The organism is Paenibacillus larvae subsp. larvae, assembly GCF_002003265.1.
In the GTDB taxonomy this organism is placed as follows: Bacteria; Bacillota; Bacilli; order Paenibacillales; family NBRC-103111; genus Paenibacillus_H; species Paenibacillus_H larvae.
The window spans coordinates 2,148,325-2,171,666 of the sequence record NZ_CP019687.1 but is presented as its reverse complement, the minus strand read 5'-3'; the positions used below and the strand labels follow the sequence as shown (position 1 = coordinate 2,171,666).

The following is a 23,342-nucleotide window of genomic DNA, read 5'->3' as shown; positions in this document are numbered from 1 at the left end:
GGTTGGTGGATCGTGGAAACAGTGATAGATCGAATGAAGACTATATGAGAGCCAGTCAAAAAAAGAGGTGAAAGCTATGACGAATTTAGAAACCAATAAACATGATCCGAATCGTTCGGATAGACAGCCTAGAAAAAAGTTGAAGTCAAAAAGAAAAAGATGGGTGCCCATCCTTGTCGTCTTATTACTTCTTTTAGGCGGAGCAGGAGCTTACGCTGCTTTCCTTTATGCTAAATTTGACCAGACCCTGAATAAAATTGCAGCTCCCTCTGGAAATGATGCTGAAGCTATTCCCGTAGCAACCAATCCAATCACTTTTTTGCTGCTTGGGATCGATGACCGTGGCGATGGGGAAACCCTGAATAGTGACACGGCGATGGCGATTTCATTAAATCCCATTACAAAATCGGCCACTGTAGTCTCCATTCCAAGAGATATGGAAATTACTTTTGATGGACGATCCAGAAAAGCCAATTACGTTTTCGCGCATAACTATATTGTTGACAAAGAAAAAGCTTTTCCGAAGACAAAAGATTTCTGGAGCAGTAAATTAGGAATTCCGGTTGATTATATGGTGACCATTGATCTTGAGGGGTTTCGTAAAGTCGTTGATGTACTAGGCGGAGTGGATGTCAATGTAAAGATGGATATGTGTTACCGGGATTCATCAGATGAAGACGGAACCAACATCAATCTTAAAGCCGGGCAGCAGCATTTGGATGGTCCGAAAGCATTGGATTATATACGTTACCGAAAATCTAACTGTGGCACAAAAGAGTCCAACGACCACGATCGGAATCTGCGCCAGCAGGAAGTCATGAATCAATTATTTGGTAAACTGAAATCTTTTAATATTATAACAAAAGTAAACGATATTCTGGATGTGGCAGGGGATAACATAAAGACGGATGTTCCATCAGATACTTTAAAACAAATGATACTGTCTTACATGAACATTGAACGTGAGAAGATTCGTTTCATAAGCTTAGATGGAGATTGGATCAGTCCTTTTGTGGTAATACCAAACGAGGATTGGGAGAATGCCAAAAAAGCCTTAAAAATTGAACGAATGAGGACAGAGGCAAATCCGAATCCAACTCTGGATTCCAAAACCCCCACAGGAACTGATATGAAATCAAATTATCGTTCGTCGGGAAATATGCGGTAATAAATTACAAATAATTATATAACGAATTCCGTTAGGGGTCAATGCTTGTTATCTTGATCCGTATAGTCTTTTCGGTATGTTATTTCAAGAGGTGGGTATGTTGATTAGATTAAAGATTGATAGGATAATTGCAGCTGATCCTGAGCTGACCATGTACAAACTACATGTGTTGACAGGCATCAGGCCAAATACAATTAGTGATCTAGTGAACAACCGTGCTAAACACTGGTCGGTAGAGAATTTAGAAAGGATCATGAATGCCTTGAAATTAGAGGATGTATCCGAATTAATGGAATTTGTAAAAGATGACAAAGAGGCCATTAAGAATTAAAACTGCGACCCTAATTGTGGATTATTAAAAAGACTAAACCAGTATCCTCCAGTTGATGTAGGAACACGCTGGTTGCCCATTATTTTAAGATATGCTTAATTGATAGAGGCAGTACAGGACTTATGTCTGCGGTATATTCATGCTTTCCCGATACGATGCAGTATTCGTCACAAAGACAGCCATGTGAATAATATCTGTAACTAATTTGTCAGTTAACTGCCAACCCTTCTCATTCCACAGTAACTGTGGGAGAGCGGAGTCATCCCGTTTACTGTTGTATATCTTTCAGAAGAGTCTTAGAGGAACTGCCTCCAGGCTCTTTTCTTTTTAACGCGGGAGTATGTGAAGTGATCCCTTGCAAAACGAATGTTCCAGTTTTATAATGGGAACAAATGTTCTAGAGGGTCTGATTTGAATGGCAAGTAAACCCGGAGATCTTCAGGATTTTTAATTTGGATCAAAATCATAATATTCTCGGCGGAAGGGGAGGGAGATCATGCTAACTGATTTAGAAAGAAAAACGCTTCGCATTTTGTTCAACTTTTCAAATCTTTACCGCAGAATGCCTACCATGAAGGAGCTGGAAAAGAAGACAGGGGCCTGCGCAGTAAATATCTTTAAGGCATTGGATGGACTGTATAAGCAAGGTTATATTACCTGGCAGCCGAGGGTAGTTCAATCCATCCAAATTATCAACGTTTGGGAAGATTCACCAAGGAACTATAATGGTACCCGAAGCAATACGCTTATGGGACGTATGTGAAAATAACGAGAGGGAACAGCTGTGGTTTTGTCAATTACGGATAGTTTTGGCATAAAAGAAGGCAAGACAAGAAACGCTCACTGTTTTCAGTCAGTGAGCGTTTCCCAAGTTATGTGTAAGGGTTGAAGTATAAGTACGCGTCTGATCAATGAATGTTCCGGAAAATCCCAATAACTTTCCCCAAGATAGAAACATTGGAAAGAATAATCGGAGCCATCGAGGAATTCTCAGGCTGAAGGCGGATATGATCCTTTTCTTTATAAAATCTTTTGACCGTAGCTTCATCATCTTCTGTCATAGCAACTACAATATCACCGTTATCGGCCGTTTGTTGTTGGCGGACAATGACAAGGTCGCCGTCATGAATACCTGTTTCTATCATACTGTCTCCCAAAACGCTCAGCATAAAGACGTTATGATCACCTACATAATGAGAAGGAAGTGGGAAATAATCCTCAATATTTTCCGTTGCGGTTATCGGCATACCGGCTGTGACTTTACCAATCAAGGGAACTCTGGTCACGGAGAAGGAAAAGGTGGAGGAACTATCCATATCGAGAATTTCAATCGCCCTTGGTTTGGTCGGGTCACGTCTGATCAGGCCCTTCTTCTCCAGACGTTCCAAATGACCGTGAACAGTGGAACTTGAAGCCAGGCCGACAGCTTCGCCGATTTCGCGTACGGAAGGCGGATAACCTTTTTCCTTGACTTCATTTTTAATAAACTCCAATATTGCTTGCTGGCGCTGAGAGAGCTTTCCCATTACCTATCACTCCAGTGTTCTCATAATTAATTCAAGTATAGCATAGAACCCGAGTTCGTACAAACATAAGTTCCTAAATATGTATTGACACAAACATTCGTTCGTGTTAGATTGAAAACAGAACAAATGTTTGGAGGGCACTTTCATGTACATTGGCTATTATGATCATACAAATTCTTCTACAATCCACACATATAAGAAAACAACCTTTCAGGCAGATCGCCGCTCGAAGAGATATAGAACTAAATGGTTACGTTTGCTGGTCATTGGTGTCCTGATGCTTGCAGCCTTTACATCCGGAGCAATTATCCATGCATATGCGGGAGATAAATCCGTTCTTGATCCGAACACCTACAGTAAGGTCATCGTCACATCCGGGGATACATTATGGAGAATAGCGGACGAATATGCACCAGAACATGAAGATATACGCCACTATCTGAATGATTTAATGAAGCTGAATAAGCTCAAATCATCAACGATTCAAGCTGGAGATGTCCTATTACTGCCCAAGAGAGATTAAATTGCAACATTTATTAAACAGACTTCATTGATTAATGAGGTCTTTTTTTAATTAAGCATTTTGACATATTCGGATAGAGAGTCCCCTATATCTTCTTGGTATGAGTAGCATATCTGTCTTGACAATTCGCCTGCTCAATGTGATAGTAGATTCAGACCAAAAGTAGAAAGGGGGAACGTGCATGTCTATGGAAGAAACGGTTCGTCGCATTAACGAACTGTCCCGTAAAGCCAAATCTGTCGGACTGACCGAATCCGAAACCGAGGAACGCACTGTTCTTCGTCAAACATATATTGAGGCAATGCGTGCCTCGTTAAGATCACAGTTAGATTCCATCGAATTTGTTGATGAAAACCCGCAGCAATGATACCCGAAGACAAAGGAGAGTTCAGGATGGCAGTCAAAGCGGTTATGTTTGATTTGGATGATACTCTATTATGGGATGAACGAAGTGTTAAGGAAGCTTTCAAAACGACTTGTGAGGAAGCAGTCCGGTATTATCCTCAGCTTTCTTCCGAACGATTGGAAAAAAGCGTAAGACAAGAAGCGAGAAGTTTATATGAAAGCTATGAAACCTATCCTTACACAAAACAAATCGGCATCAACCCTTTTGAAGCCCTCTGGGCTCGATTTACCATGGAAGAGGATGAAAATCTTCGCAAGCTTAAACAAATAGCTCCTTTGTACCGGAAAGAAGCCTGGAAAAGGGGATTGGCCGCTTTAGGTATTGAAGATGGCCTCCTCGCGGAGCAGTTAGGAGAAAGATTTATTGACGAGCGGAGAAAGCGTCCTTATATATATGAAGATACGTTTGAAGTGCTTGATCAGTTAAAAGGCCGTTATACCATACTTCTTCTTACCAATGGTGCTCCGGATTTGCAACAGGAAAAGATTGACGGAATTAAGGAGCTTGCGCCTTATTTCGACCATATCATTATTTCCGGAAAGTTCGGGGAAGGAAAGCCTTCTGTAGCGATTTTTCATCATGCTCTGGACTTGCTGAAAGTTAAGAAGGAAGAGGTTATTATGGTAGGAGATAAGCTGACAACCGACATTTTGGGTGCCAGCCGTGCCGGTATAAAAAATGTATGGATCAATCGTCACAAGATGAGCAGAACCGATGAGATTATTCCCACTTTTGAAATTACACAATTAAAGGAATTATTGCCCCTCATTTCAAGTATATAAAAAATTATATAAGCATGAGTTATACGAACCCGCTTAAGTAAAAGGCACTCCTACCTGCCAGGTATAGAGTGCCTTTAGCTTAGTATAGTGGTCAGGTCACACCCGCTATGCCCTTTGGAAAGAAGCATCTTCATAAGGATGGGCTACCCACCCTTCCGTTTCGATAAAAAGCCGGACAGCCACAATTTGTTTATTCTCCATAAGAGTAAAGAAGTGCGGAGTACCTTCCGGAACAGAGATGACATCACCCGCTTTAAGCTCTACATCAAAATAGCCCGTATCATCAGAACCTTTAATTACAAAAATACCTTTGCCTGCCGTTACGGCTCTGACTTCGTCCTCGATGTGGGTATGCACTTGTTCAAATTTATGCAAAAGCTCATCGAGATTGGGAGTTGCCTCAGACAAAGTGATGATATCCCAGGCTTGGTAACCGCGGCGAGCTGCGAGGTCTCTGATTTCACTTTCATAAGTTTGGAGCACCTGCTGTTTTTCCTTGTCTGTTAGCTGGAATTTTTCCTGCAACGCTTCAGGAAGTTTTCCGGAATCCCAATGTTCGTAAAGAACATGCTGGCGGTCTAAAAAAGACTTGACTTTACTCTCTTCTGAAATACGTTCATTCGTTTTTCTTATTCGGATTTCTGCCATACGCAATTCCCTCTTTCTGATAAAATTATTACTGGAATAATTGATTTATTCTGTATTATAGTGGAAATTCAGGATTCTGTCGATGCAAAATTCACAATTTTATAATTCCGATGAGAAAAATGCGAATTCAAGTAAAGTTTTCGATTTGGCAACGTTATCTTTCCGCTTTGTACCTTTTCATTCCCGAATGATTCTGCTACACTAGTTCTTAATTATTTGGAAATCTTACTCATCTACTACTGCAGCTGGGTTGGTGAAAGGAAGTTTAAGATTAAGATGTTGAAACCTACAATTCAAGAACAGTTAACAAAAAAGATCCTTATCCTAGATGGTGCCATGGGCACAATGATTCAGCAGGCCAACCTGACGGCAGATGACTTCGGAGGAGAAGAGCTGGATGGATGTAACGAACTTCTCGTCCTTACCCGGCCGGATCTGATAAGACGCATTCACGAGGAATATCTTGAAGCCGGGGCGGACTTGGTTGAGACGAATACATTCGGTGCTACCAGCATTGTGCTGGCTGAATATAATCAGCAGGACAAAGCACGTGAAATTAATCTGGCTGCAGCTAGACTGGCTGTCGAAGCCGTAAATAAATATTCAACATCCGAACATCCCAGGTATGCGGTCGGAGCTATGGGACCCACTACCAAAACATTGTCTGTTACCGGAGGGGTAACCTTTGAGGAGCTGGAAGAAAGTTATTATGAACAGGCACTGGCTCTTATAGAAGGAGGAGTGGACGCTCTTCTTCTGGAGACTTCACAGGATACGTTAAATGTGAAAGCCGGAAGCATTGGAATCAGACGGGCGTTTGAAACATCCGGGCGTAAACCTCCTGTGATGATTTCCGGTACGATTGAGCCTATGGGAACTACACTTGCCGGACAAAATATTGAGTCTTTCTATATTTCACTAGAGCATCTGGAACCGGTATCAATCGGGCTGAACTGCGCGACCGGTCCTGAATTCATGAGAGACCATATCCGTACTCTTGCAACGATTTCATCCTCAGCTATCAGCTGCTATCCCAATGCGGGACTGCCTGATGAAAATGGACATTATCATGAGTCTCCCGATTCTCTGGCCAAAAAGATGGCAGGTTTTGCCGAAGAAGGCTGGCTGAATATTGCGGGGGGATGCTGCGGAACAACGCCTGATCACATCCGTGCGTTAGCGGAGGTAATGAGTTCACTCAAACCAAGGTCAAAAACAGGGCATCACCCTGCAGCCGTTTCCGGCATTGAGACGGTATACATCGAGCCGGAAAACCGTCCGTATATGGTAGGAGAAAGAACCAATGTCTTGGGCTCACGCAAATTCAAGAGGCTAATCGCTGAAGGGAAATATGAGGAAGCCTCTGAGATAGCACGGGGACAGGTTAAGGGCGGCGCCCATGTAATTGATGTTTGTTTGCAGGACCCGGACCGTGATGAGATGGAGGATATGGAAAAATTCCTTCAATTAGTAGTAAAAAAAATCAAAGTTCCCTTGATGTTGGACTCTACCGATCCTCGTGTACTGGAATTGGGCCTAAAGTACTCACAGGGTAAAGCGATTATAAACTCCATCAACCTGGAAGACGGGGAAGAAAAATTTGAGTCCGTTGTTCCTCTCCTGCATCGTTATGGAGCAGCGGCTGTTGTTGGAACTATTGATGAACGGGGTCAGGCGATAACAAGGGAAGATAAGCTGGAGGTTGCTAAACGTTCCCATGAACTGCTAGTGGGCAAATACGGCCTGAAGGCGGAAGATATCATTTTTGACCCGCTTGTGTTCCCGGTAGGAACGGGTGACCAGCAGTATATCGGATCGGCCAAGGAGACGATCGAGGGGATCAGGCTTATAAAGCAGGAGCTTCCAGAGTGCAAAACCATTTTGGGACTTAGCAACGTGTCCTTCGGATTACCGGAGGCCGGACGCGAAGTCTTGAACGCCGTATATCTCTATCACTGTACCAAGGCAGGGCTCGATTACGCAATTGTAAATACGGAGAAGCTGGAACGCTATGCGTCGATACCGCAAGAGGAGAGGGAACTGGCTGAGACTCTGATTTATGAAACCAATGATGAGACTTTGGCAAAGTTTGTTGCTCACTTCCGGTCCAAAAAGGTAGAGAAGAAGGAGAAGGTATCAAATCTATCCCTCGAAGAACGCCTGGCTGCTTATGTAGTGGAAGGAACCAAGGAAGGGCTGATTCAGGATTTGGATACGGCTTTAAAGCAAAACAGCCCGCTTGAGATTATCAATGGACCTCTGATGAAGGGGATGGAAGAAGTAGGTCGTCTTTTTAATAACAATGAACTGATCGTGGCTGAAGTTTTGCAAAGCGCAGAAGTTATGAAAGCATCTGTTGTCTACCTGGAGCCGTTTATGGAAAAATCCGAATCGGCGGTAAAAGGGAAAATCCTTCTTGCTACGGTAAAAGGCGATGTTCATGACATCGGAAAAAATTTGGTAGAAATTATTTTGATCAACAACGGATATAAAATTGTTAACCTGGGAATCAAGGTTCCTCCTGAACAGCTAATAGAGGCTTTCCGCAAGGAAAAACCGGATGCAATCGGGCTCTCGGGATTATTGGTGAAATCAGCCCAGCAAATGGTTGTTACAGCCCAGGATTTGCGGGCGGCAGGCATTGATGTTCCTATTATGGTAGGAGGGGCGGCCTTGTCCCGTAAATTTACCAAGACAAGAATTGCTCCGGAGTACGGGGGACTGGTACTCTATGCCAAAGATGCGATGGATGGTCTGAATCTGGCCAATCAGCTGAGCAATCCTGATCAAAAAGCCCGGCTTATTCAAGAATTAAAGGAAACGAAGGAAGCTCAGCTCAAGGAAGCGGATCTGTCCGAAGAAAAGGCAATGCCTACTTTAACCCGTGTCAAAACGTCAACTATATCCAGAGATGTACCCGTTCAAATTCCACCGGATCAGGAACGCCATATTCTTAGAGACTACCCGATCAGCTATTTGATGCCTTACGTGAATATGCAAATGCTTCTTGGACATCATCTTGGTCTGAAAGGAAAAGTGGAGAAGCTTCTGGTTGAGCGGGATCCTAAGGCACTTCAGCTTAAAGATACGGTAGATAGTATTCTCAGTGAGGCCCAGCGGCATCATATCATTCGGGCTAACGGCATGTATTGTTTTTTTCCTGCCCAGTCGGCAGGCAATGACGTTATCATTTATGACCCTGAGAACGGGAAACAGGAAATCAAAAGATTTACTTTCCCCCGCCAGCATAAAGAGCCTTATTATTGTTTAGCGGACTATCTAAAACCGGTAGACAGCGGACAAATGGATTATGTAGGATTTCTTGTTGTGACCGCCGGACATGGTATCTCAGAATTATCCAGGGATTGGCGGGAAAAAGGGGATTACTTGAAATCCCATGCCCTTCAGGCCACCGCTCTTGAACTGGCCGAAGCATTCGCGGAGAGAATCCACCAGATGATGCGGGATTTATGGGGAATTCCGGACCCGGCCACGATGACAATGCAGGAAAGATTCGGAGCCAAGTATACGGGACAGCGCTTTTCCTTTGGATATCCGGCTTGTCCGGCACTGGAAGACCAGCGGCTGCTGTTTGAACTGATGAAGACTGAAGATATTGGGGTAGAATTGACAGAAGGATGCATGATGGAACCGGAAGCCTCTGTTTCCGCGATAGTGTTTGCTCATCCCGAAGCCAGATACTTTAATGTACTGTGAACATAGATACTGCTTAATTGGATATAGGGTGCTGTCCCTCAGGGACGGCATTCTTTTTTGTGCTGATTGACTTTTGAAAGGGAAATAAGTAGCATGTGAAGAAAATAGCGTTTAGCGTTTAGCCGTAATAGATAAAAAGAATGTAGGGTTTACACAGAGGACGGAGGAATAGGTGTGGAACTGTATTTTTTGGGAACGGGGGCAGGTTCTCCTGCAAAACACCGGAATGTAACATCTATAGTATTAAACCTGCTGCCCGAACGGGGGAGTTATTGGCTGTTTGATTGTGGAGAAGGGACACAGCATCAAATCTTGAAATCGCCGATCCGTCTTGGAAAAGTGGATAAAATTTTTATTACTCATTTGCACGGGGACCATCTATACGGACTTCCCGGTGTTCTGACCAGCCGTTGCTACCAGGGAGGAGAAGACCCTCTGGTGCTTTACGGGCCCAAAGGAATCGGGGCATTTGTGAGACAAGTACTGGACATTAGCGGAGCCCAGCTCACTTATAAATTAAGGGTCGTCGAAATTGAACATGAAGGAAATTTATATGAGGATGACCGTTTTTCTGTTGAGGCAAGAAGACTGAATCACCGGATCGAAAGCTTTGGCTACCGGATTGTGGAAAAAGATCTCCCGGGCAAGCTGGATCATGCAAGATTAAAAGCTTTGGGAGTTCCTGCAGGTCCGCTTTTTGGCCGGTTGAAAAACGGGGAGAGCATCACGTTAGAGAATGGGCAAGTGATACATGGCCCCGATTATGTGGGGGAACCGGTAAAGGGAAGGATTATCACCATTCTTGGAGATACCCAGAAAACACCGAATGCGGTAAAACTCGCTCAGGGTGCCGATTTGCTTGTACATGAAGCGACCTTTGGAGCAGAAAGACAGGATTTGGCCGGCGCCTATGGGCATTCTACGACCATTGATGCGGCAAGAACGGCGGAAGAAGCCGGAGTAGGTACGTTAGTCCTTACACATATCAGTTCGAGGTATGGGGAAGATGCAAGTTCCCTGGCTAAGGAAGCAAGGCGTATACATGCTGAAACTTTTGTAGCCGAGGACTTCTGGAGCATTTCGATTCCCCGCAAAGATAAAAAAGGTGAAACGCCGCAGGAAAACGGGTAAGCTTACGTACAAAAACAGACCCTAAACGGAGAAGCCCAATGATGGAAATCAGAAAAATGCTAGTTGACCCTAGGGTGCGTTTTCAAAGTATCATGAAGTCCAAAAGTCTGGTAAACTTTGCATATGAAGAGACGATACGAATTACGAGATGATCAATGGGACCAAATCAAAGATATGTTGCCGCCTGAACGAAAAACGCAGGGTGGCCGCCCTGCCAAGGATAACCGTCAAATGCTCAATGCGATGCTTTGGGTGATCCGTTCGGGAGCGCCTTGGCGCGATTTGCCCGAATACTACGGACCTTGGCAATCGGTATACACCCGATTCCGCCGATGGGAAAAAGCAGGCGTATTCGATCGCATGCTGGATGTCCTTTCTGCCGATCCCGATGATGAAAGCGTCATGCTCGATGCCTCCATTATCCGTGTTCACCAGCACGGGGCGGGGGCAAAAGGGGGCAGCAATTCCAAGGCATCGGCCGGTCGCGAGGAGGCTTAACCTCCAAAATCCACGCGGTAGTGGACGCCCTCGGCAATCCTTTCAAATTCGAAGTGACGGCAGGAAACATCAACGATTGCGTAGTCGGATACGAAATTCTGCAAACCCTTGATATCGAAGGTAAAAACGTCTTGGCTGATCGTGGGTACGATACCGATAAAATTATTGCGCTGCTGGAAGAAAAGCAGGCCTGTTCCGTCATTCCCAGCCGTAAACATCGAACTGTTCAACGTGTAACCGACTGGTGGCTCTTTAAAGAACGGCACCTGGTCGAATGTCTTTTCAATAAACTGAAACACAATCGTCGATTAGCTACTCGTTACGATAAATTATCGTGCACGTAGTACCAAAAGCTTCACGTCCAACTGGGTAAACACATACATAATGAAGCAAAAACTTATCTTATTTATTTCTTTTTAACAGGTAGACGCCTCACTTTTTTACTGGTATGATATGGAGGATCGGAACCACAGAAAGGGCCTTTGAGGAAGTACCTCAAGGCCCTTTTACATACACACAAATGTTAGTGAGGCTGAGCATTTGGTTGTGATTTTCGCGTTTATTTAGCAATTTGGTTGTAGGAAGGATTGTCAAGGGGTATTTTTCCTGGGCGCAAAAAAATAGCGCCCGTTTCAGAGAGCCAGCAAGAAAGGATATGAACTAACACTGTAAGAGTATCATGCTTTGTCTCTGCTGACAAGCTTAGGTGAACTGATGTCTTTAAAGGATATGGGTGTAATTGGTAAAAAGTTAATACAAAAAAAACCACGAAGGCGTAAAAATGCCAACGTGATTTTTTTGGTAATTGGAGTGGTTTTTAAATTGGTTTAAACGGTGGGACCAACAGAACAAGAATAGAATAATTTATGCCCTGCTGACAAGAATTGAACTTGGTTCCTTAAAGGAACTGGGTGTAATTTGGTAAAAAATGAATGGAGTATAAATTTGAAGATTTCTCAGAAGTAATCCCGCAAGTCTAGACCTGCGGGTTTTTTTCGGTTTAGTTGTCTATTTTTTTGATTTCTGGAGTTACTTTATAGGTGTAGCTTTCATTAACGGATCTTTTTGATATGCCGTTTTTATTTATAGGTTTAACCGTTACTGAAAAATCAGTTCCATAACTAGCTTCGTATTTACCTCTCCCTTTTAGGAATGCAAAATTTTTATTATACATATCGGTGCTAAAATCCTTTCCAGGAGCCCTAAATGCTAAGTCACCTAGAGAAAAATCAGAATAGTGCCCATAATTTGAATAATCGTAACGGGCACTAACAAAACCTATTGCTTTAGTCAGAAGGTTGACATTTCCTTTTGATTTAACCTGATTTAAATTTACAATTACCTCTACAGATGAATGTGCGGGTACTTTAATGTTTTGTGGTGTGGCCGTATACGTATAGCTTTCCGAGTTTGTTTTAGCGGACGTATCTGAAAAGTTATACTCGGTCGATAACTCCATGCCCGTTTCTCCCACGAGAGGGATTTGGAACTTTGCACTGGCTTTAGCTCCAAGTTTAAATCCGTGTGTAGTAGAATTAGTAACAGAATTTGTAATAGTTTTTGAAAAGCTATTTGTAGAGAATGTTTGTTCTTGATCTGTATTGTTTGTTAAAATCGTCTTTCCTACAAACATAGGAGTCAATTCATTTGTTATAGAGGGGGTTTCTTGTTCAACAGTTGAGTCCGTATAATTGTGTAAAAAGCTAGGTTCCAAAAAATGAAAGGAGCCATATTCATAGCCCTCAGTTAGAATAATGTTGGGACACAAAATTCTAAATATACGAGGTGTTATGAAATGGCTCAATACCAGATTAACGTAGATTCGCAGCTTTTGCATCAACTATTTTTGGGAAATTCTCAGGATGCGGGTGTAGCCAAGCTGCTCGAGTCTGTACTGAACCAAGTCTTACAAGCACAGGTGAGTGAACAAGTGGAAGCAGATCGTTATGAACGAACAGAGAATCGAAAAGCGTACCGGAATGGATCGTATCCACATGGGCTGCATACGCGGGTGGGAACCATTACACTAAGTGTTCCGCGCATCCGTGGCGGGAAGTTCACGACAGAGCTCTTTAGTCGTTACCAGAGAAGTGAACAAGCGTTAATCTTAGCGATGATGGAAATGGTCGTAAACGGCGTCTCTACGCGTAAAGTCTCGCAAGTAACCGAAGAACTCTGCGGAACCGAGTTTTCTAAATCCACTGTTTCAGACCTTTGTAAGCGGCTGGATCCCATCGTAACTGCTTGGAATAATCGAAGCCTGGCAGACAGCCTCTTTCCGTTTGTTCTCGTAGATGCGATGTATCTCAAGGTCCGTGAAGACGGTCGTGTACGCTCACGAGGCATCATGATTGCCATTGGTGTAAACACCGAGGGCTATCGTGAAGTCCTTGGCCTGATGCTGGGTGACACAGAATCTGAAGCAAGCTGGAGTGAGTTTTTCAGCTCTCTAAAAGGACGTGGATTACGAGGTGTGGATCTCATTACCTCCGACGATCATGGCGGCCTTGTACGCGCGGTACGGCAGCAGCTGCAAGGGGTAACATGGCAGCGATGCCAGACTCACTTCACGCGAAATGTATTAGAAGCCTCACCCAAAGCCTTGAAGGATGAGATCCATGGCCGTCTACGGTCGATTCTAGATGCTCCTGATACTGGAACGGCAAGGTTTTTATTAAAACAGACCTTAGCGGCTTATGAAGATAAGGCGGGTAAGGCGATGGGCGTGCTGGAAAGCGGATTTGACGATGCTACCGCCGTCTTAATGCTGCCAGAGCGTTACCGAAAACGGCTGCGCACGACAAATAGCGTTGAGCGTCTCAACGAAGAGGTTAGACGCCGGGAACGTGTCATTCGCATCTTCCCAAACCGTGAATCCGTGATTCGTCTTATTGGTGCTCTATTGATGGAACAGGATGAAAAATGGGCAGCCGGCAAGAAATATCTCGACATGACCGAGTACATGGAATGGCGGAAGGATCGGCCAAAGTCCGATGCCAAAGTGACTCGCATTATGTAGCACAGTCTAGCTGAGGGAATTTACACACAAATTTGGACTTGATCTGTTCAACTGAGAAATCAAGGAATTTTACATTTAAATAACGAACATCATTTATCCCTAGAAATTTTCCCCTTTCAGGGTTATCTGCTGCAAATTTCTTGCCCATCCTTTGCATAGCTTCCTCGATTGGTTTTTTCCAGTCTATTATAGTTGCATTTGTTTGTGTATTTATTTGCGACATATATTCTGTATCATTTACTGGAGCAGCGCTTGCTTTATCTAGGGATGTTACTGTAAATGATGTTCCTATGGATGCAACAGTAGCTAAAATAAACATTTTCTTTCCAATTTTTTTATTCATAAATTATACCTCCAAGAATTTTACATAACATTTTAAAAAAACTCTGTTCAGGGTTTGTGACATTAAAAACAGCTTTTATACCATGCCATTTCACCAATAGTTCGACCTTATCATCAGAACCCATGAATCCAAGTCTCATCGAAGTTACAAATACCCTACTCGCTTTGATCTATCCGATAAGTTCCATGCGGAGAAACTTTCTGTGACATTTTTGAATCGACCAAAAATCGCTTAAGAGGAATTCCAAACTTTGGTGACTATTCTCAATACTACTTAAACTTAAGCTTTCTCAGCAAACAACTTTAATTTATAAATATCATCCTTTCTTGGTACGTGTATTTTGAAAAAGTTTACTAATTTTTTTTACGTATCTGCTCCATCCACCCCCAATGAGACTCACTAATATATCGGCAGAGGGTCTCTGTTTTTTTACAGTTTAAAGAAAACAACGAAAATTCTAACACAATTAAAAAGAAACTAATTACTATATTCGCTTCAAATTAGGGTTTGCTGGATAAAGATATTGGGGGACGAATTGGGGACGAAATGTACTCGGATTCACCATAAATCATCTTGTGGAGGATACGGCGGTTCATGTTACGGAGGTTTATTCACGAATACGGGAACCATTTTAGTCCTGTTTATTTTATTGGTTATTGTTGCTCGTTGTTTTTGTTTTTACATAATTTTTTTGGGGAAGAGAGATAACACTTGTCTTTGCGGCAGGTTATTTTTGTGCAAAATAAAAAGCCCCGAAGGGCTTCACTGTCTCATGTTCATTCTATTCATTAATTTAACCTGCTTTAACATTTCATCTTTCACAATAATCACAGCATGGACTATCCCCGGAACCATCCAAGCATAGTCAGGATTATGCTCAGTATTCCCTGTCCTGGCTTTCCAGAAAAAAACAGCGAGTGGAGAACAAAGAAAAGCTAGAAGATACATATCAATATTTTTCCTTTTATGTAGTTGGACAAAATATAACCAACACCAGTTTACATCCTAAATATGGAACAGGCAATACGAAATTATCTATTTCACATAAAATTTAAAACCGCTTGCAAAAACGAGCATTATGGGAAAAAGCCGAATTCAGGTAAATATAACAATTGTAAAAGAGTGAAAATATATGAATAAAACAGGTACATTCTTTTTTGCATTTTATTTTAAATATATGCACGAAATGTCTTATTTTGCGCGTTGAAACAATGAGAAAATAATTTCTATAATAGAAGTAGGAAAAGAAAGGAAGTGAGCAAATAATGAAAAGTGAATTTGGTTACATAGTCATACATATAAGAACAGTTGTTTGATTGGGCATTTTTTGCAAACGATTTATTTCATATTTTATCCATAATTAATAGAGGAATTGAATTTTAACAATAGCATTAGAAGTGAGGGAAGGAATGAACGTGTAAGCAAATAACAATAGGGAAGGAAATTATTTACTTAGAACGAATTTTGGGTATTTTGAAACGATTTATTTGAAGGTTATTCGTTCAAAACTTCCTAGAGCGAATTCGCAATATCATGAAACTAAAATAAACAAGAGGTGAGTCAGATTAAAAAGCAAGTTGACTTATCAAAATTGTGTATTCTAACGGACAATGATAATCCGGATTATGAAATGATCCTGGAGAGTTATCGGCGGTTGGAGGAGAGAGCTAGATGTAGACTTTCCAGAAGATTGGAAAACAAAAGGAATGGGCATCTTGAGAAAGGTGTCTCAAGGGAGGAAGTCAATAAACTAACAAAAATGGATGTCATTATTGATGATGCAATATTAACGGAGATCTATCTTACCGTCGTAAAGGAAATGGGCTTTCAAAGCAAAGTAGACGAAGTACAATCTGTCATTTAAACAAAGACTTATAGGATTTACATTAGTTGGTTAATCAAGAAGAAGAGCCTTCTACCTAAGTCTCTTCTTTAATTTAAGAGTAACAAAAAGGTAACGCAAGGTCATGAATCAGCGTAATTTTCCGTTAATGAAAAAAAGAAAAACCTTGATTTAGCGCGATTTTGTAACAATACGTTAAAGGTATTACATTATGGTTTTGATGATTATTCCGAATTCTAATTTCGCCGGAGCGGCTAAGCCCATACGGATGCGCCGGAAAATATACAAGGTTGATAATTCACTCATATTCAGGTTGTTTGGCGAACGTATATTCTGTAGAATGGAAGGAAACAGGATTGTATTAAGGAGTTTGGCCATGAACCGATTGACAGGCAAAGTTTCCTCCATTGAAGAAATGATTGAAGTGATTCGCAAGACGCCTGAGATTATGGCGCAAGTTAGTTATTGGCATACCATCCCTCTACGCGAAGCCAAGACAGAAAGTTTCCCAGATTCGCTTCGCCCGGAACTGAGGGATGCTTTACAACATAAACAAATTCATCAACTTTATACGCATCAGGCAGCATCTTTCCGCGAAGTTGCGGCTGGAAAACATGTGGTAACAGTGACCCCTACCGCTTCGGGAAAAACGCTTTGCTACAATTTGCCTGTAATCCAGCGCGTATTGGAGAATGAAAGTACACGTGCGTTATATTTATTCCCTACAAAAGCATTGGCTCAGGATCAGGTCTCGGAACTGCAAGGACTCGTCGGCTTTATGGGGGTGGACCTTAAAACACATACGTATGACGGAGATACCCCGCCAAACGTACGACAAGTAATCCGCAATGCCGGTCATATTGTGGTGACTAACCCTGACATGCTTCATTCGGCTATTCTTCCCCATCATACAAAATGGGCAAAACTTTTCAAAAATTTGGAGTTTATCGTCATTGACGAGGTTCACTCCTACAGGGGAGTATTCGGCAGCCATATGGCTAATGTTATACGCAGGCTGAAGCGGATATGTAAATTTTACGGTTCAAATCCGCAATTTATCTGTGCTTCCGCCACCATTGCCAACCCAAAAGAGCATGCGGAAAAACTGATCGGAGAGAAAATTTCCCTGATAGACAATAACGGGGCGCCAGCAGGGATGAAACATTTCGTTTTTTATAATCCACCTGTGGTCAATCAGGCGCTTGGCATTCGCCGCAGCTCCGTTCTTGAAACAAGAAAGCTTGCAGGCACCCTCCTGCGTAATGGCATTCAGACCATTGTGTTTGCGAGAAGCAGAGTGCGCGTGGAAATTTTGCTTACCTATCTGCAGGAATCAGTCAGGCATGAGTTGGGCAATAAGACGATCCGGGGCTATAGGGGCGGCTACCTGCCGAAGCAGCGCAGGGAAATTGAACGGGGACTTCGTACAGGGGAAATCCGGGGTGTGGTAAGCACAAACGCACTGGAGCTCGGAATCGATATTGGCCAGTTGCAAGCTTGCGTGTTGAATGGCTATCCCGGTACCATTGGAAGCACTTGGCAGCAATCCGGCCGGGCCGGCTGCCGCCAGGAAAGCTCATTGACCATTCTGGTTGCCAGCAGTAATCCGTTGGACCAATATATGATCCAAAACCCCCGCTTTTTCTTTGAACGGCCTGCTGAGCAGGAGCGGATTCATCCTGATAAGACAGCGGTGGCCGGGGTCGTTTTATACGGAGATTTAAATCAATATGAAGCAAATTCGCATTTAGATGACCCAGTTTTGTTTGTTGAAAGTTTTCGAGTACTGCCTTTAAGTGATCCGAAAGATTTTGATCTATACGAAGCCATTGAATTTATAGAACAAGTTGTTCCAAATAGACATGACATTGATGTTTATAATTTATCATTTGGACCAACAGGTCCAATATTTGATGATGAAATTTCAAGATTTACATATGCATTGGATACATTAGCTTGGAATTACCAGAAACTTTTTGTTGTGGCTGTTGGGAATGATGGAGAAGCACCTTCACCTTATAACAGGGTACAGGCTCCAGCAGATTTAGTTAATGGATTAGGTGTAGGGGCGTATACTTTTAATTATGATACTGCTGAACGAATCAGAGCTAGCTACAGTTGTATTGGTGATGGAAGAGAGGGATGCAAGGTAAAGCCTGACGTCTGCGCTTTTGGAGGAGATAGTCGATATCCTATTCACCTTATAAATTCTTCAGATTCTAAAGAGAAATTGCTTTCTGCTGGCACAAGTTATTCGGCTCCAATTATATCAAGTAAGGCAGCAGAAATTTTAGGAAGGTGTAGCCGATTTACACCACTAGTAGCTAGGGCATTATTAATACATACAGCTCAGAACCCGAACAGAGTAGATAATAGTATTGGTTATGGAATTATTGATCAAAGTGTTGATGAAATTTTAAAGTGTGACAAAAATCACGTAAATATTATATATACTAATTCAATGAATCCTACAGGTATGGCAAAGCTTCCGATACCGTTGCCTTTAAATAGTTCAATAACTTCTAATGTGAATTTTTCATGGACAATTGCAACTTTATCTAAGGCAAATGCTTTACATGTAGAAGATTACACTGAATCTACAATTGAGGACACCTTCTATCCACATGATAAAAAATACAATTTCACTAAAAAAGATTGTAAAATTGAAACTTTTCATATTGTTGAAGATAAAGATAAAATTCAAGAATTTTTATCTAATGGATACCAACAATCATTACTGCCTAAATCCGCTGATACCACAAAATACAAAACTGAATCAGAAAAAAGAAACGAACTAAAATGGGATACAGTGGTAAAAAGATGGAAAAACATGAGAGCATCTTCGTTGGAAAATCCATTTTTGGTTCTTCATGGAATTGGGAGAAATGGAAGTATTGACAGAATTGACTATGCTGTTATTGTTACAATCAGTATCCCTAAATACAAAGATAACCTATACGAGGAGATTTTAAATGAATTTAAAGTTTTGGAGCCAATAGAAATAAGAAGTAGAAATGAAGTCTTGACTTCAATAAGATAACATTTGAGATTGGAAGATGATTGATAAACGGTTAATCAACGAAAGCCGTTTCACATTAACAAGGTATCTAAATTGCTCCTTTACTTACAGTAGAGGACTAACAAAGGTTTCGGCTCGCTGAACCCATTAATCAGCGGCCATACGAACCAGTCACTTGGCTGGTTTTTTGTTTGCTTTTATCCTACAATAAAGCAAGGAAACATTTCCAAGTACATTGATTGATTTTAAAAATTTCACAAAAGAGGTGGAGGATCTTGGAGGCAAGTAATCGCTTTTCCAAGTTTATTCCTGATCGTCTTATTGAGGCCAGAGAAGCTAGGGGGTTTACTTTAACGGATCTAGCGAACATCGTTGAAATATCACATCAGGCAATATCTAAATATGAAAAAGAAAAAGCTACCCCGAATCATGATACACTTGAGAAGCTTTCTGATGCATTACATGTTCCTGTCACCTACTTTTATAAAAGTTATCCTAAGAAAGTTGATGGTGTCATTTATTTTAGAAGTATGGCAATGGCTACTCGAAAATCAAAGAACATCCATCTTCATAAGATTAGTTGGATTAAGGAAATTCATAAATACCTGGAACAATATTTCAATTTTCCAAAATTGAATGTTCCGCAGTTTATAACAAGACAAGAATATTACCCAACCCCTTTTGAAGAGATCGATCAGATTGCTATGGAAGTTCGCAAACTCTGGAATTTGGGGAATGGCTCAATCAGTAATGTGGTGTTGCTTTTAGAAAAAGCTGGCATCATTGTATCTCGGGCTCCTTCTTCTTCATATAAAATCGATGCTTGTTCGATTTGGGAGCCAGATGAGCGGCCATATGTTCTTTTAAGCAACGATAAAACATCTTCAAGGTCTAGATTCGATATTGCCCATGAACTTGGTCACCTCATATTGCATTCGAAATTAAAAAAAAGCGAGTTTAATAAAAAAGAAAACTACAAGCTAATAGAAAAAGAGGATCATCGATTTGCGAGCGCATTTTTATTACCTGCTCCCAGTTTCGGTAGCGAGATAGTATCAACGTCAATCGAACATTTTATCTCATTAAAAAAGCGTTGGAAAGTATCCATTCAAGCTATGGCATATAGGGCTAACTCGTTAGGTATCCTCAGTGAACATCAGCATATTTATATAAGAAAGAAATTAGCGAAAAATAATCAATTAATTAAGGAACCTTTAGATGGAGGAAATGAACTACCTTTCGAAGAGCCTTCAGCACTTAAACAAGCAATTGAAGCTTTAGTGAATCATAAAATTAAGAATATGCCCTGCTGGATATACTGGCAAGGCATATTTTCAACTTAACCACCGTACTATCCATATTATTGTACTTCCCCTATATCCCCTCTCATCTATTCCTAAGCTACAGAAGTATGAATACATCTTATGAAGTTCCATTGCAGTTTTTATTGTTCTTTGACACAAGCGATCTGGTTGCAAAAACGGGTACATTATAGCAGAATGGTTGCAAAAGCATAAAGAGGTGGGAAGGGTAAATGAGTAAGTGGTGGTAATCCATGAAAAAAATTTTTTCTTCAAGAAGATGAGTGAAAATGATACAAACAGAAGAAAGAGCAAAAACAATTCAGGAACCAACCGTCCATGATGTGGCAAAAGCATTTCTTCGCTTGGAATCAATGACTCCAAAAAAGTTGCAAAAGCTATGCTACTATGCCTACTCTTTTTATCTTGCTATTTATGAGAAAAAGTTGTTTGATGACAATTTTGAGGCTTGGGTTCATGGACCTGTGAATCCTCAACTGTATACTGAATATCGAGAATATGGTTGGCAAGAGATACCTCAGGAAATCAATTACCCAAATTCCATTATGAAAAATGAACGAGTAAGGGAAATAATTGAAGAAGTATACGAATCATACGGACATCTGGATGGTAGCCAATTAGAGTATTTAACACGTCAAGAAGATCCTTGGAAAAATGCTAGGAACCGGTTACAGCCGTATGAATCTTCAAGAAATGTTATTGATGATGAAGATATTCGTAGTTATTATGTTGGACTCTTGAGAAATTGCTAAAGAAAGATTAAAAAAACTCTTGACAAAAGCTCTTTGCAACCATCTCACCCAAAAACCCTTGTTTTTGCAACCAGTAGAAACCTTACTTAAGTACAATATGGATGGTAAAGCACCATTACAGAAAGAGCCTTTGAGGAAGTACCTCAAGGCTCTCAGACTGTCGACAGGACGGAAGTCCTGCCTGTTCTAATTTAACTATGGTTAAAACAGTTTATTTAATTTGAACGTGATTTTTATACCCTGGTTCTCAAACGTAACATGCTTTACCTTAACGAATTCCAGAAGATGGCCATTCGGTCCGATGGACATAGACGGGAGTTTAACAGAACTTAGCGGAAGATGAATGCTGCGAATTTTTGCGTCTTTAGGAATGAGTTTTAAAGTACCGTCTTGCCATTCCATTGTATACCAGATATTTATACCTGCGGGAATAGTATCTTTATAGAGCAGATTAATGTCTCCTTCCAGTTCATTTCCGTTCAGCTTGAAATCAGCCCCGGTTATTCTGACATCAGGTCTTACATTCGGAAGTTTTGCAATCTCCTTTTTTGCCAATTGGTTAATTTCATCACTTGATAATACAAGTTCTGTGTTTAAATCTTTGACCATATCTATTATTTTAGATTTCAGAAAAATGTCCTGATAACGAAGGTCCAGCTCTTTTTGGGGTTTCACGTACCAATAAATGCCTGCTCCAATAAGGATAATAAGCAAAATAAGAATCAATAAAGTCCAAAATATTTTTTTCAGCATACCGTGCATCCTTTCTTCTATGAATCTTACGAACATTCCCCTAAAGAAAAAGAGAGCCACGTTGGTAATTATTTACCTTCGTGGATCTCTTTTTATGAACATTGGAAAATGTCCATGCGCACCTTCACCTTCACAAATAGAATGGTAACATACTTTATCTCTGCTGACAAGATTTAACCTGCTTAAAGTAGGTGGGTGTAAATGGTAGAAATGAATTGTTTGTTTATAAATTTTCAATTAAAACTTAACATATGTCTTGACAAAAGCTCTTTGCAACCATCTCACCCAAAAACCCGTGTTTTTGCAACCAGGTAGTTACCAAGGAGAATCCGTTGTTTTTTATGACGGACTTTTCATGCATCAACCATACATTGTCAGCATATTATGGTATCACCACCCTTAGACTTCCCCTTTGAGTCCAGGACGGAATTCTTCGTCGTAGGGTGGTACTTCTGGCAAGCAGGAAATAGGCCGCACGGTTTTTCGCTTAACATCCGGGATTGGACACAAAAGCGATGCCGTGACGGCCTATTTTTTATTCCACAGGTTATTTGTATAAACCATACCGATTCCTCTACGGTAAGACTTTCGATTTTACCCCAGTCCAAGAATAGCCCTTTTGTCTAATAAGACACCTTTTCTGCTACCTACAAGCACCTCTTTATGATTTTGCAACCATTCTCCAATTAAGAGCTAATTTTTGCGACCAGATCGTTTGTGTTTTTAGAAACGGAAAAAAGAGCCTTGAGGTGCTTCCTCAAGACTCTTTCTACACGATTCAAATCCACGTTGCACCAGGTAGGTGCCTGCTACTGAACAAATTTATGGTATCTCTTGATCAATTCATCCGTAATTTCATAATTCATTCCTTTTACATAAACCCTTTTCCAAGGGCCTCCTACTTGATGTGTTTTTTTAACAAGTTCTCCTGCTGAATATGACTCGTATTTATCTAGGACCTTTAATATGAATCCAACCGCATAAATACCATGCTCAGAAGATGCTACTCTCATGAAAGAAGGTGTAACGGCGAATTCATCCGTATAAATACAAAAATACTCATCTTCTTTATAATCAATTTCAGAAGAACCATGAACCTTATATTTATGAAAAACCTCTTCTACCACTGGGCCGTATTCAAATGCTACAATTGGTTCTTTGAATAACTTTTTGCCTGTAGCCAGTAAAAAATCTGCATATACATAGTATAACAGCTTCTGCAATTTTAAATGTGATACTTGTACAGTGGATACTATAAATTTAGCTACATCATAGGCCTTTAATTCCTGATCTTCTGCTATAAGCCTAACAAATTTTTCTATATCAGTCGTTACAAAAACATCCTCGAAAAATGAATCTTTTTCTACGACTGATCGCCAAGTAACAGAATCTGTAGCAATTTTGTGAATGCCTAATTGAGCATCACTATATTTTTCCTCGACTCTACTCATAAATTGCTTTATCAAAGCTTTGTCAAGTTTCCCCTCTGAAGCATAATGCCAGCCGATACGCATTCCTTTTACATAGTTACTCATTATTGCTACAAAGTGAAATGCCATGT

At 41.1% G+C, this 23,342-nt stretch carries 19 protein-coding genes and 1 pseudogene; 14 read left to right on the top strand and 6 right to left on the bottom strand.

Annotated features, from left to right (window positions below; genetic code table 11):
* Positions 1–76 precede the first annotated feature (76 nt).
* From BXP28_RS11295 to BXP28_RS11285, 3 genes are all read left to right on the top strand, one after another.
* Positions 77–1,168 (top strand): LCP family protein, encoded by a 1,092-nt coding sequence (locus tag BXP28_RS11295; RefSeq protein ID WP_051427904.1) that lies wholly within the window; start codon positions 77–79, stop codon positions 1,166–1,168.
* Between the two features lie 97 nt (positions 1,169–1,265).
* Positions 1,266–1,499: a helix-turn-helix domain-containing protein gene (locus tag BXP28_RS11290; protein ID WP_036654906.1), complete on the top strand. Its 234-nt coding sequence runs from the start codon at positions 1,266–1,268 to the stop codon at positions 1,497–1,499.
* A 496-nt stretch (positions 1,500–1,995) separates the two neighbouring features.
* Positions 1,996–2,262, top strand: a complete 267-nt coding sequence (locus BXP28_RS11285) for a hypothetical protein (protein WP_024094581.1) — start codon at positions 1,996–1,998, stop codon at positions 2,260–2,262.
* A 145-nt stretch (positions 2,263–2,407) separates the two neighbouring features.
* On the opposite strand, the gene lexA is transcribed toward BXP28_RS11285, so the two are convergent.
* Positions 2,408–3,025, bottom strand: coding sequence for a transcriptional repressor LexA (gene lexA / locus BXP28_RS11280; protein ID WP_023484142.1), 618 nt, complete (start codon positions 3,023–3,025; stop codon positions 2,408–2,410).
* Positions 3,026–3,170: 145 nt separating this feature from the next.
* Here lexA and BXP28_RS11275 point away from each other — a divergent pair, with 145 nt between their 5' ends.
* The 3 genes from BXP28_RS11275 (at position 3,171) to BXP28_RS11265 (ending at position 4,736) form a co-directional block, all read left to right on the top strand.
* Positions 3,171–3,548 carry a LysM peptidoglycan-binding domain-containing protein gene (locus BXP28_RS11275; protein WP_226989744.1) on the top strand — a complete coding sequence of 126 codons (378 nt, stop codon included), beginning with the start codon at positions 3,171–3,173 and terminating at the stop codon, positions 3,546–3,548.
* Positions 3,549–3,729: 181 nt separating this feature from the next.
* Positions 3,730–3,915: a DUF896 domain-containing protein gene (locus BXP28_RS11270; RefSeq protein ID WP_036654904.1), complete on the top strand. Its 186-nt coding sequence runs from the start codon at positions 3,730–3,732 to the stop codon at positions 3,913–3,915.
* Between the two features lie 26 nt (positions 3,916–3,941).
* Positions 3,942–4,736 carry an HAD family hydrolase gene (locus BXP28_RS11265; RefSeq protein WP_023484143.1) on the top strand — a complete coding sequence of 265 codons (795 nt, stop codon included), beginning with the start codon at positions 3,942–3,944 and terminating at the stop codon, positions 4,734–4,736.
* 105 nt (positions 4,737–4,841) lie between these two features.
* Here BXP28_RS11265 and BXP28_RS11260 read toward each other — a convergent pair whose 3' ends face one another.
* Entirely contained in the window at positions 4,842–5,384 is a 543-nt protein-coding gene (locus BXP28_RS11260) for a 1,2-dihydroxy-3-keto-5-methylthiopentene dioxygenase (protein WP_023484144.1), read from the bottom strand.
* A gap of 276 nt (positions 5,385–5,660) precedes the next feature.
* On the opposite strand from BXP28_RS11260, the gene metH reads away from it, so the two are divergent.
* The 3 genes and pseudogenes from metH (at position 5,661) to BXP28_RS11245 (ending at position 11,074) form a co-directional block, all read left to right on the top strand.
* On the top strand, positions 5,661–9,101 hold the full coding sequence (metH, locus tag BXP28_RS11255) for a methionine synthase (protein ID WP_023484145.1): 3,441 nt from the start codon (positions 5,661–5,663) through the stop codon (positions 9,099–9,101).
* A 174-nt stretch (positions 9,102–9,275) separates the two neighbouring features.
* Complete coding sequence (gene rnz, locus BXP28_RS11250; protein ID WP_023484146.1) at positions 9,276–10,232, top strand: ribonuclease Z; 957 nt, start codon at positions 9,276–9,278, stop codon at positions 10,230–10,232.
* 123 nt (positions 10,233–10,355) lie between these two features.
* A pseudogene (locus tag BXP28_RS11245) lies at positions 10,356–11,074 on the top strand (IS5 family transposase).
* 656 nt (positions 11,075–11,730) lie between these two features.
* Here BXP28_RS11245 and BXP28_RS11240 read toward each other — a convergent pair.
* Positions 11,731–12,363 carry an ETX/MTX2 family pore-forming toxin gene (locus tag BXP28_RS11240; protein ID WP_237087279.1) on the bottom strand — a complete coding sequence of 211 codons (633 nt, stop codon included), beginning with the start codon at positions 12,361–12,363 and terminating at the stop codon, positions 11,731–11,733.
* A gap of 162 nt (positions 12,364–12,525) precedes the next feature.
* Between BXP28_RS11240 and BXP28_RS11235 the strand changes: the two genes are divergently transcribed.
* Positions 12,526–13,749, top strand: a complete 1,224-nt coding sequence (locus BXP28_RS11235; RefSeq protein ID WP_023483236.1) for an IS256 family transposase — start codon at positions 12,526–12,528, stop codon at positions 13,747–13,749.
* Here BXP28_RS11235 and BXP28_RS11230 read toward each other — a convergent pair.
* Positions 13,742–14,092 (bottom strand): hypothetical protein, encoded by a 351-nt coding sequence (locus BXP28_RS11230; protein ID WP_023484631.1) that lies wholly within the window; start codon positions 14,090–14,092, stop codon positions 13,742–13,744. The two genes, BXP28_RS11235 and BXP28_RS11230, sit on opposite strands and share 8 nt — an antisense overlap.
* Positions 14,093–15,647: 1,555 nt before the next feature.
* Between BXP28_RS11230 and BXP28_RS22760 the strand changes: the two genes are divergently transcribed.
* From BXP28_RS22760 to BXP28_RS11210, 4 genes are all read left to right on the top strand, one after another.
* Positions 15,648–15,956 (top strand): hypothetical protein, encoded by a 309-nt coding sequence (locus tag BXP28_RS22760; RefSeq protein WP_144029596.1) that lies wholly within the window; start codon positions 15,648–15,650, stop codon positions 15,954–15,956.
* A gap of 355 nt (positions 15,957–16,311) precedes the next feature.
* A complete protein-coding gene (locus BXP28_RS24230) occupies positions 16,312–18,975 on the top strand; it encodes a DEAD/DEAH box helicase (RefSeq protein WP_077585045.1) in 2,664 nt (887 codons plus the stop codon).
* A gap of 254 nt (positions 18,976–19,229) precedes the next feature.
* Complete coding sequence (locus BXP28_RS11215; RefSeq protein WP_051428031.1) at positions 19,230–20,297, top strand: helix-turn-helix domain-containing protein; 1,068 nt, start codon at positions 19,230–19,232, stop codon at positions 20,295–20,297.
* 248 nt (positions 20,298–20,545) lie between these two features.
* Entirely contained in the window at positions 20,546–21,028 is a 483-nt protein-coding gene (locus tag BXP28_RS11210) for a Panacea domain-containing protein (RefSeq protein ID WP_024094407.1), read from the top strand.
* 201 nt (positions 21,029–21,229) lie between these two features.
* Here BXP28_RS11210 and BXP28_RS11205 read toward each other — a convergent pair whose 3' ends face one another.
* Together BXP28_RS11205 and BXP28_RS11200 are read right to left on the bottom strand one after the other, a co-directional pair.
* Complete coding sequence (locus tag BXP28_RS11205) at positions 21,230–21,781, bottom strand: hypothetical protein (RefSeq protein WP_024094406.1); 552 nt, start codon at positions 21,779–21,781, stop codon at positions 21,230–21,232.
* Between the two features lie 809 nt (positions 21,782–22,590).
* Positions 22,591–23,340 carry a Panacea domain-containing protein gene (locus tag BXP28_RS11200; protein WP_023483534.1) on the bottom strand — a complete coding sequence of 250 codons (750 nt, stop codon included), beginning with the start codon at positions 23,338–23,340 and terminating at the stop codon, positions 22,591–22,593.
* Between the last annotated feature and the right edge of the window lie 2 nt (positions 23,341–23,342).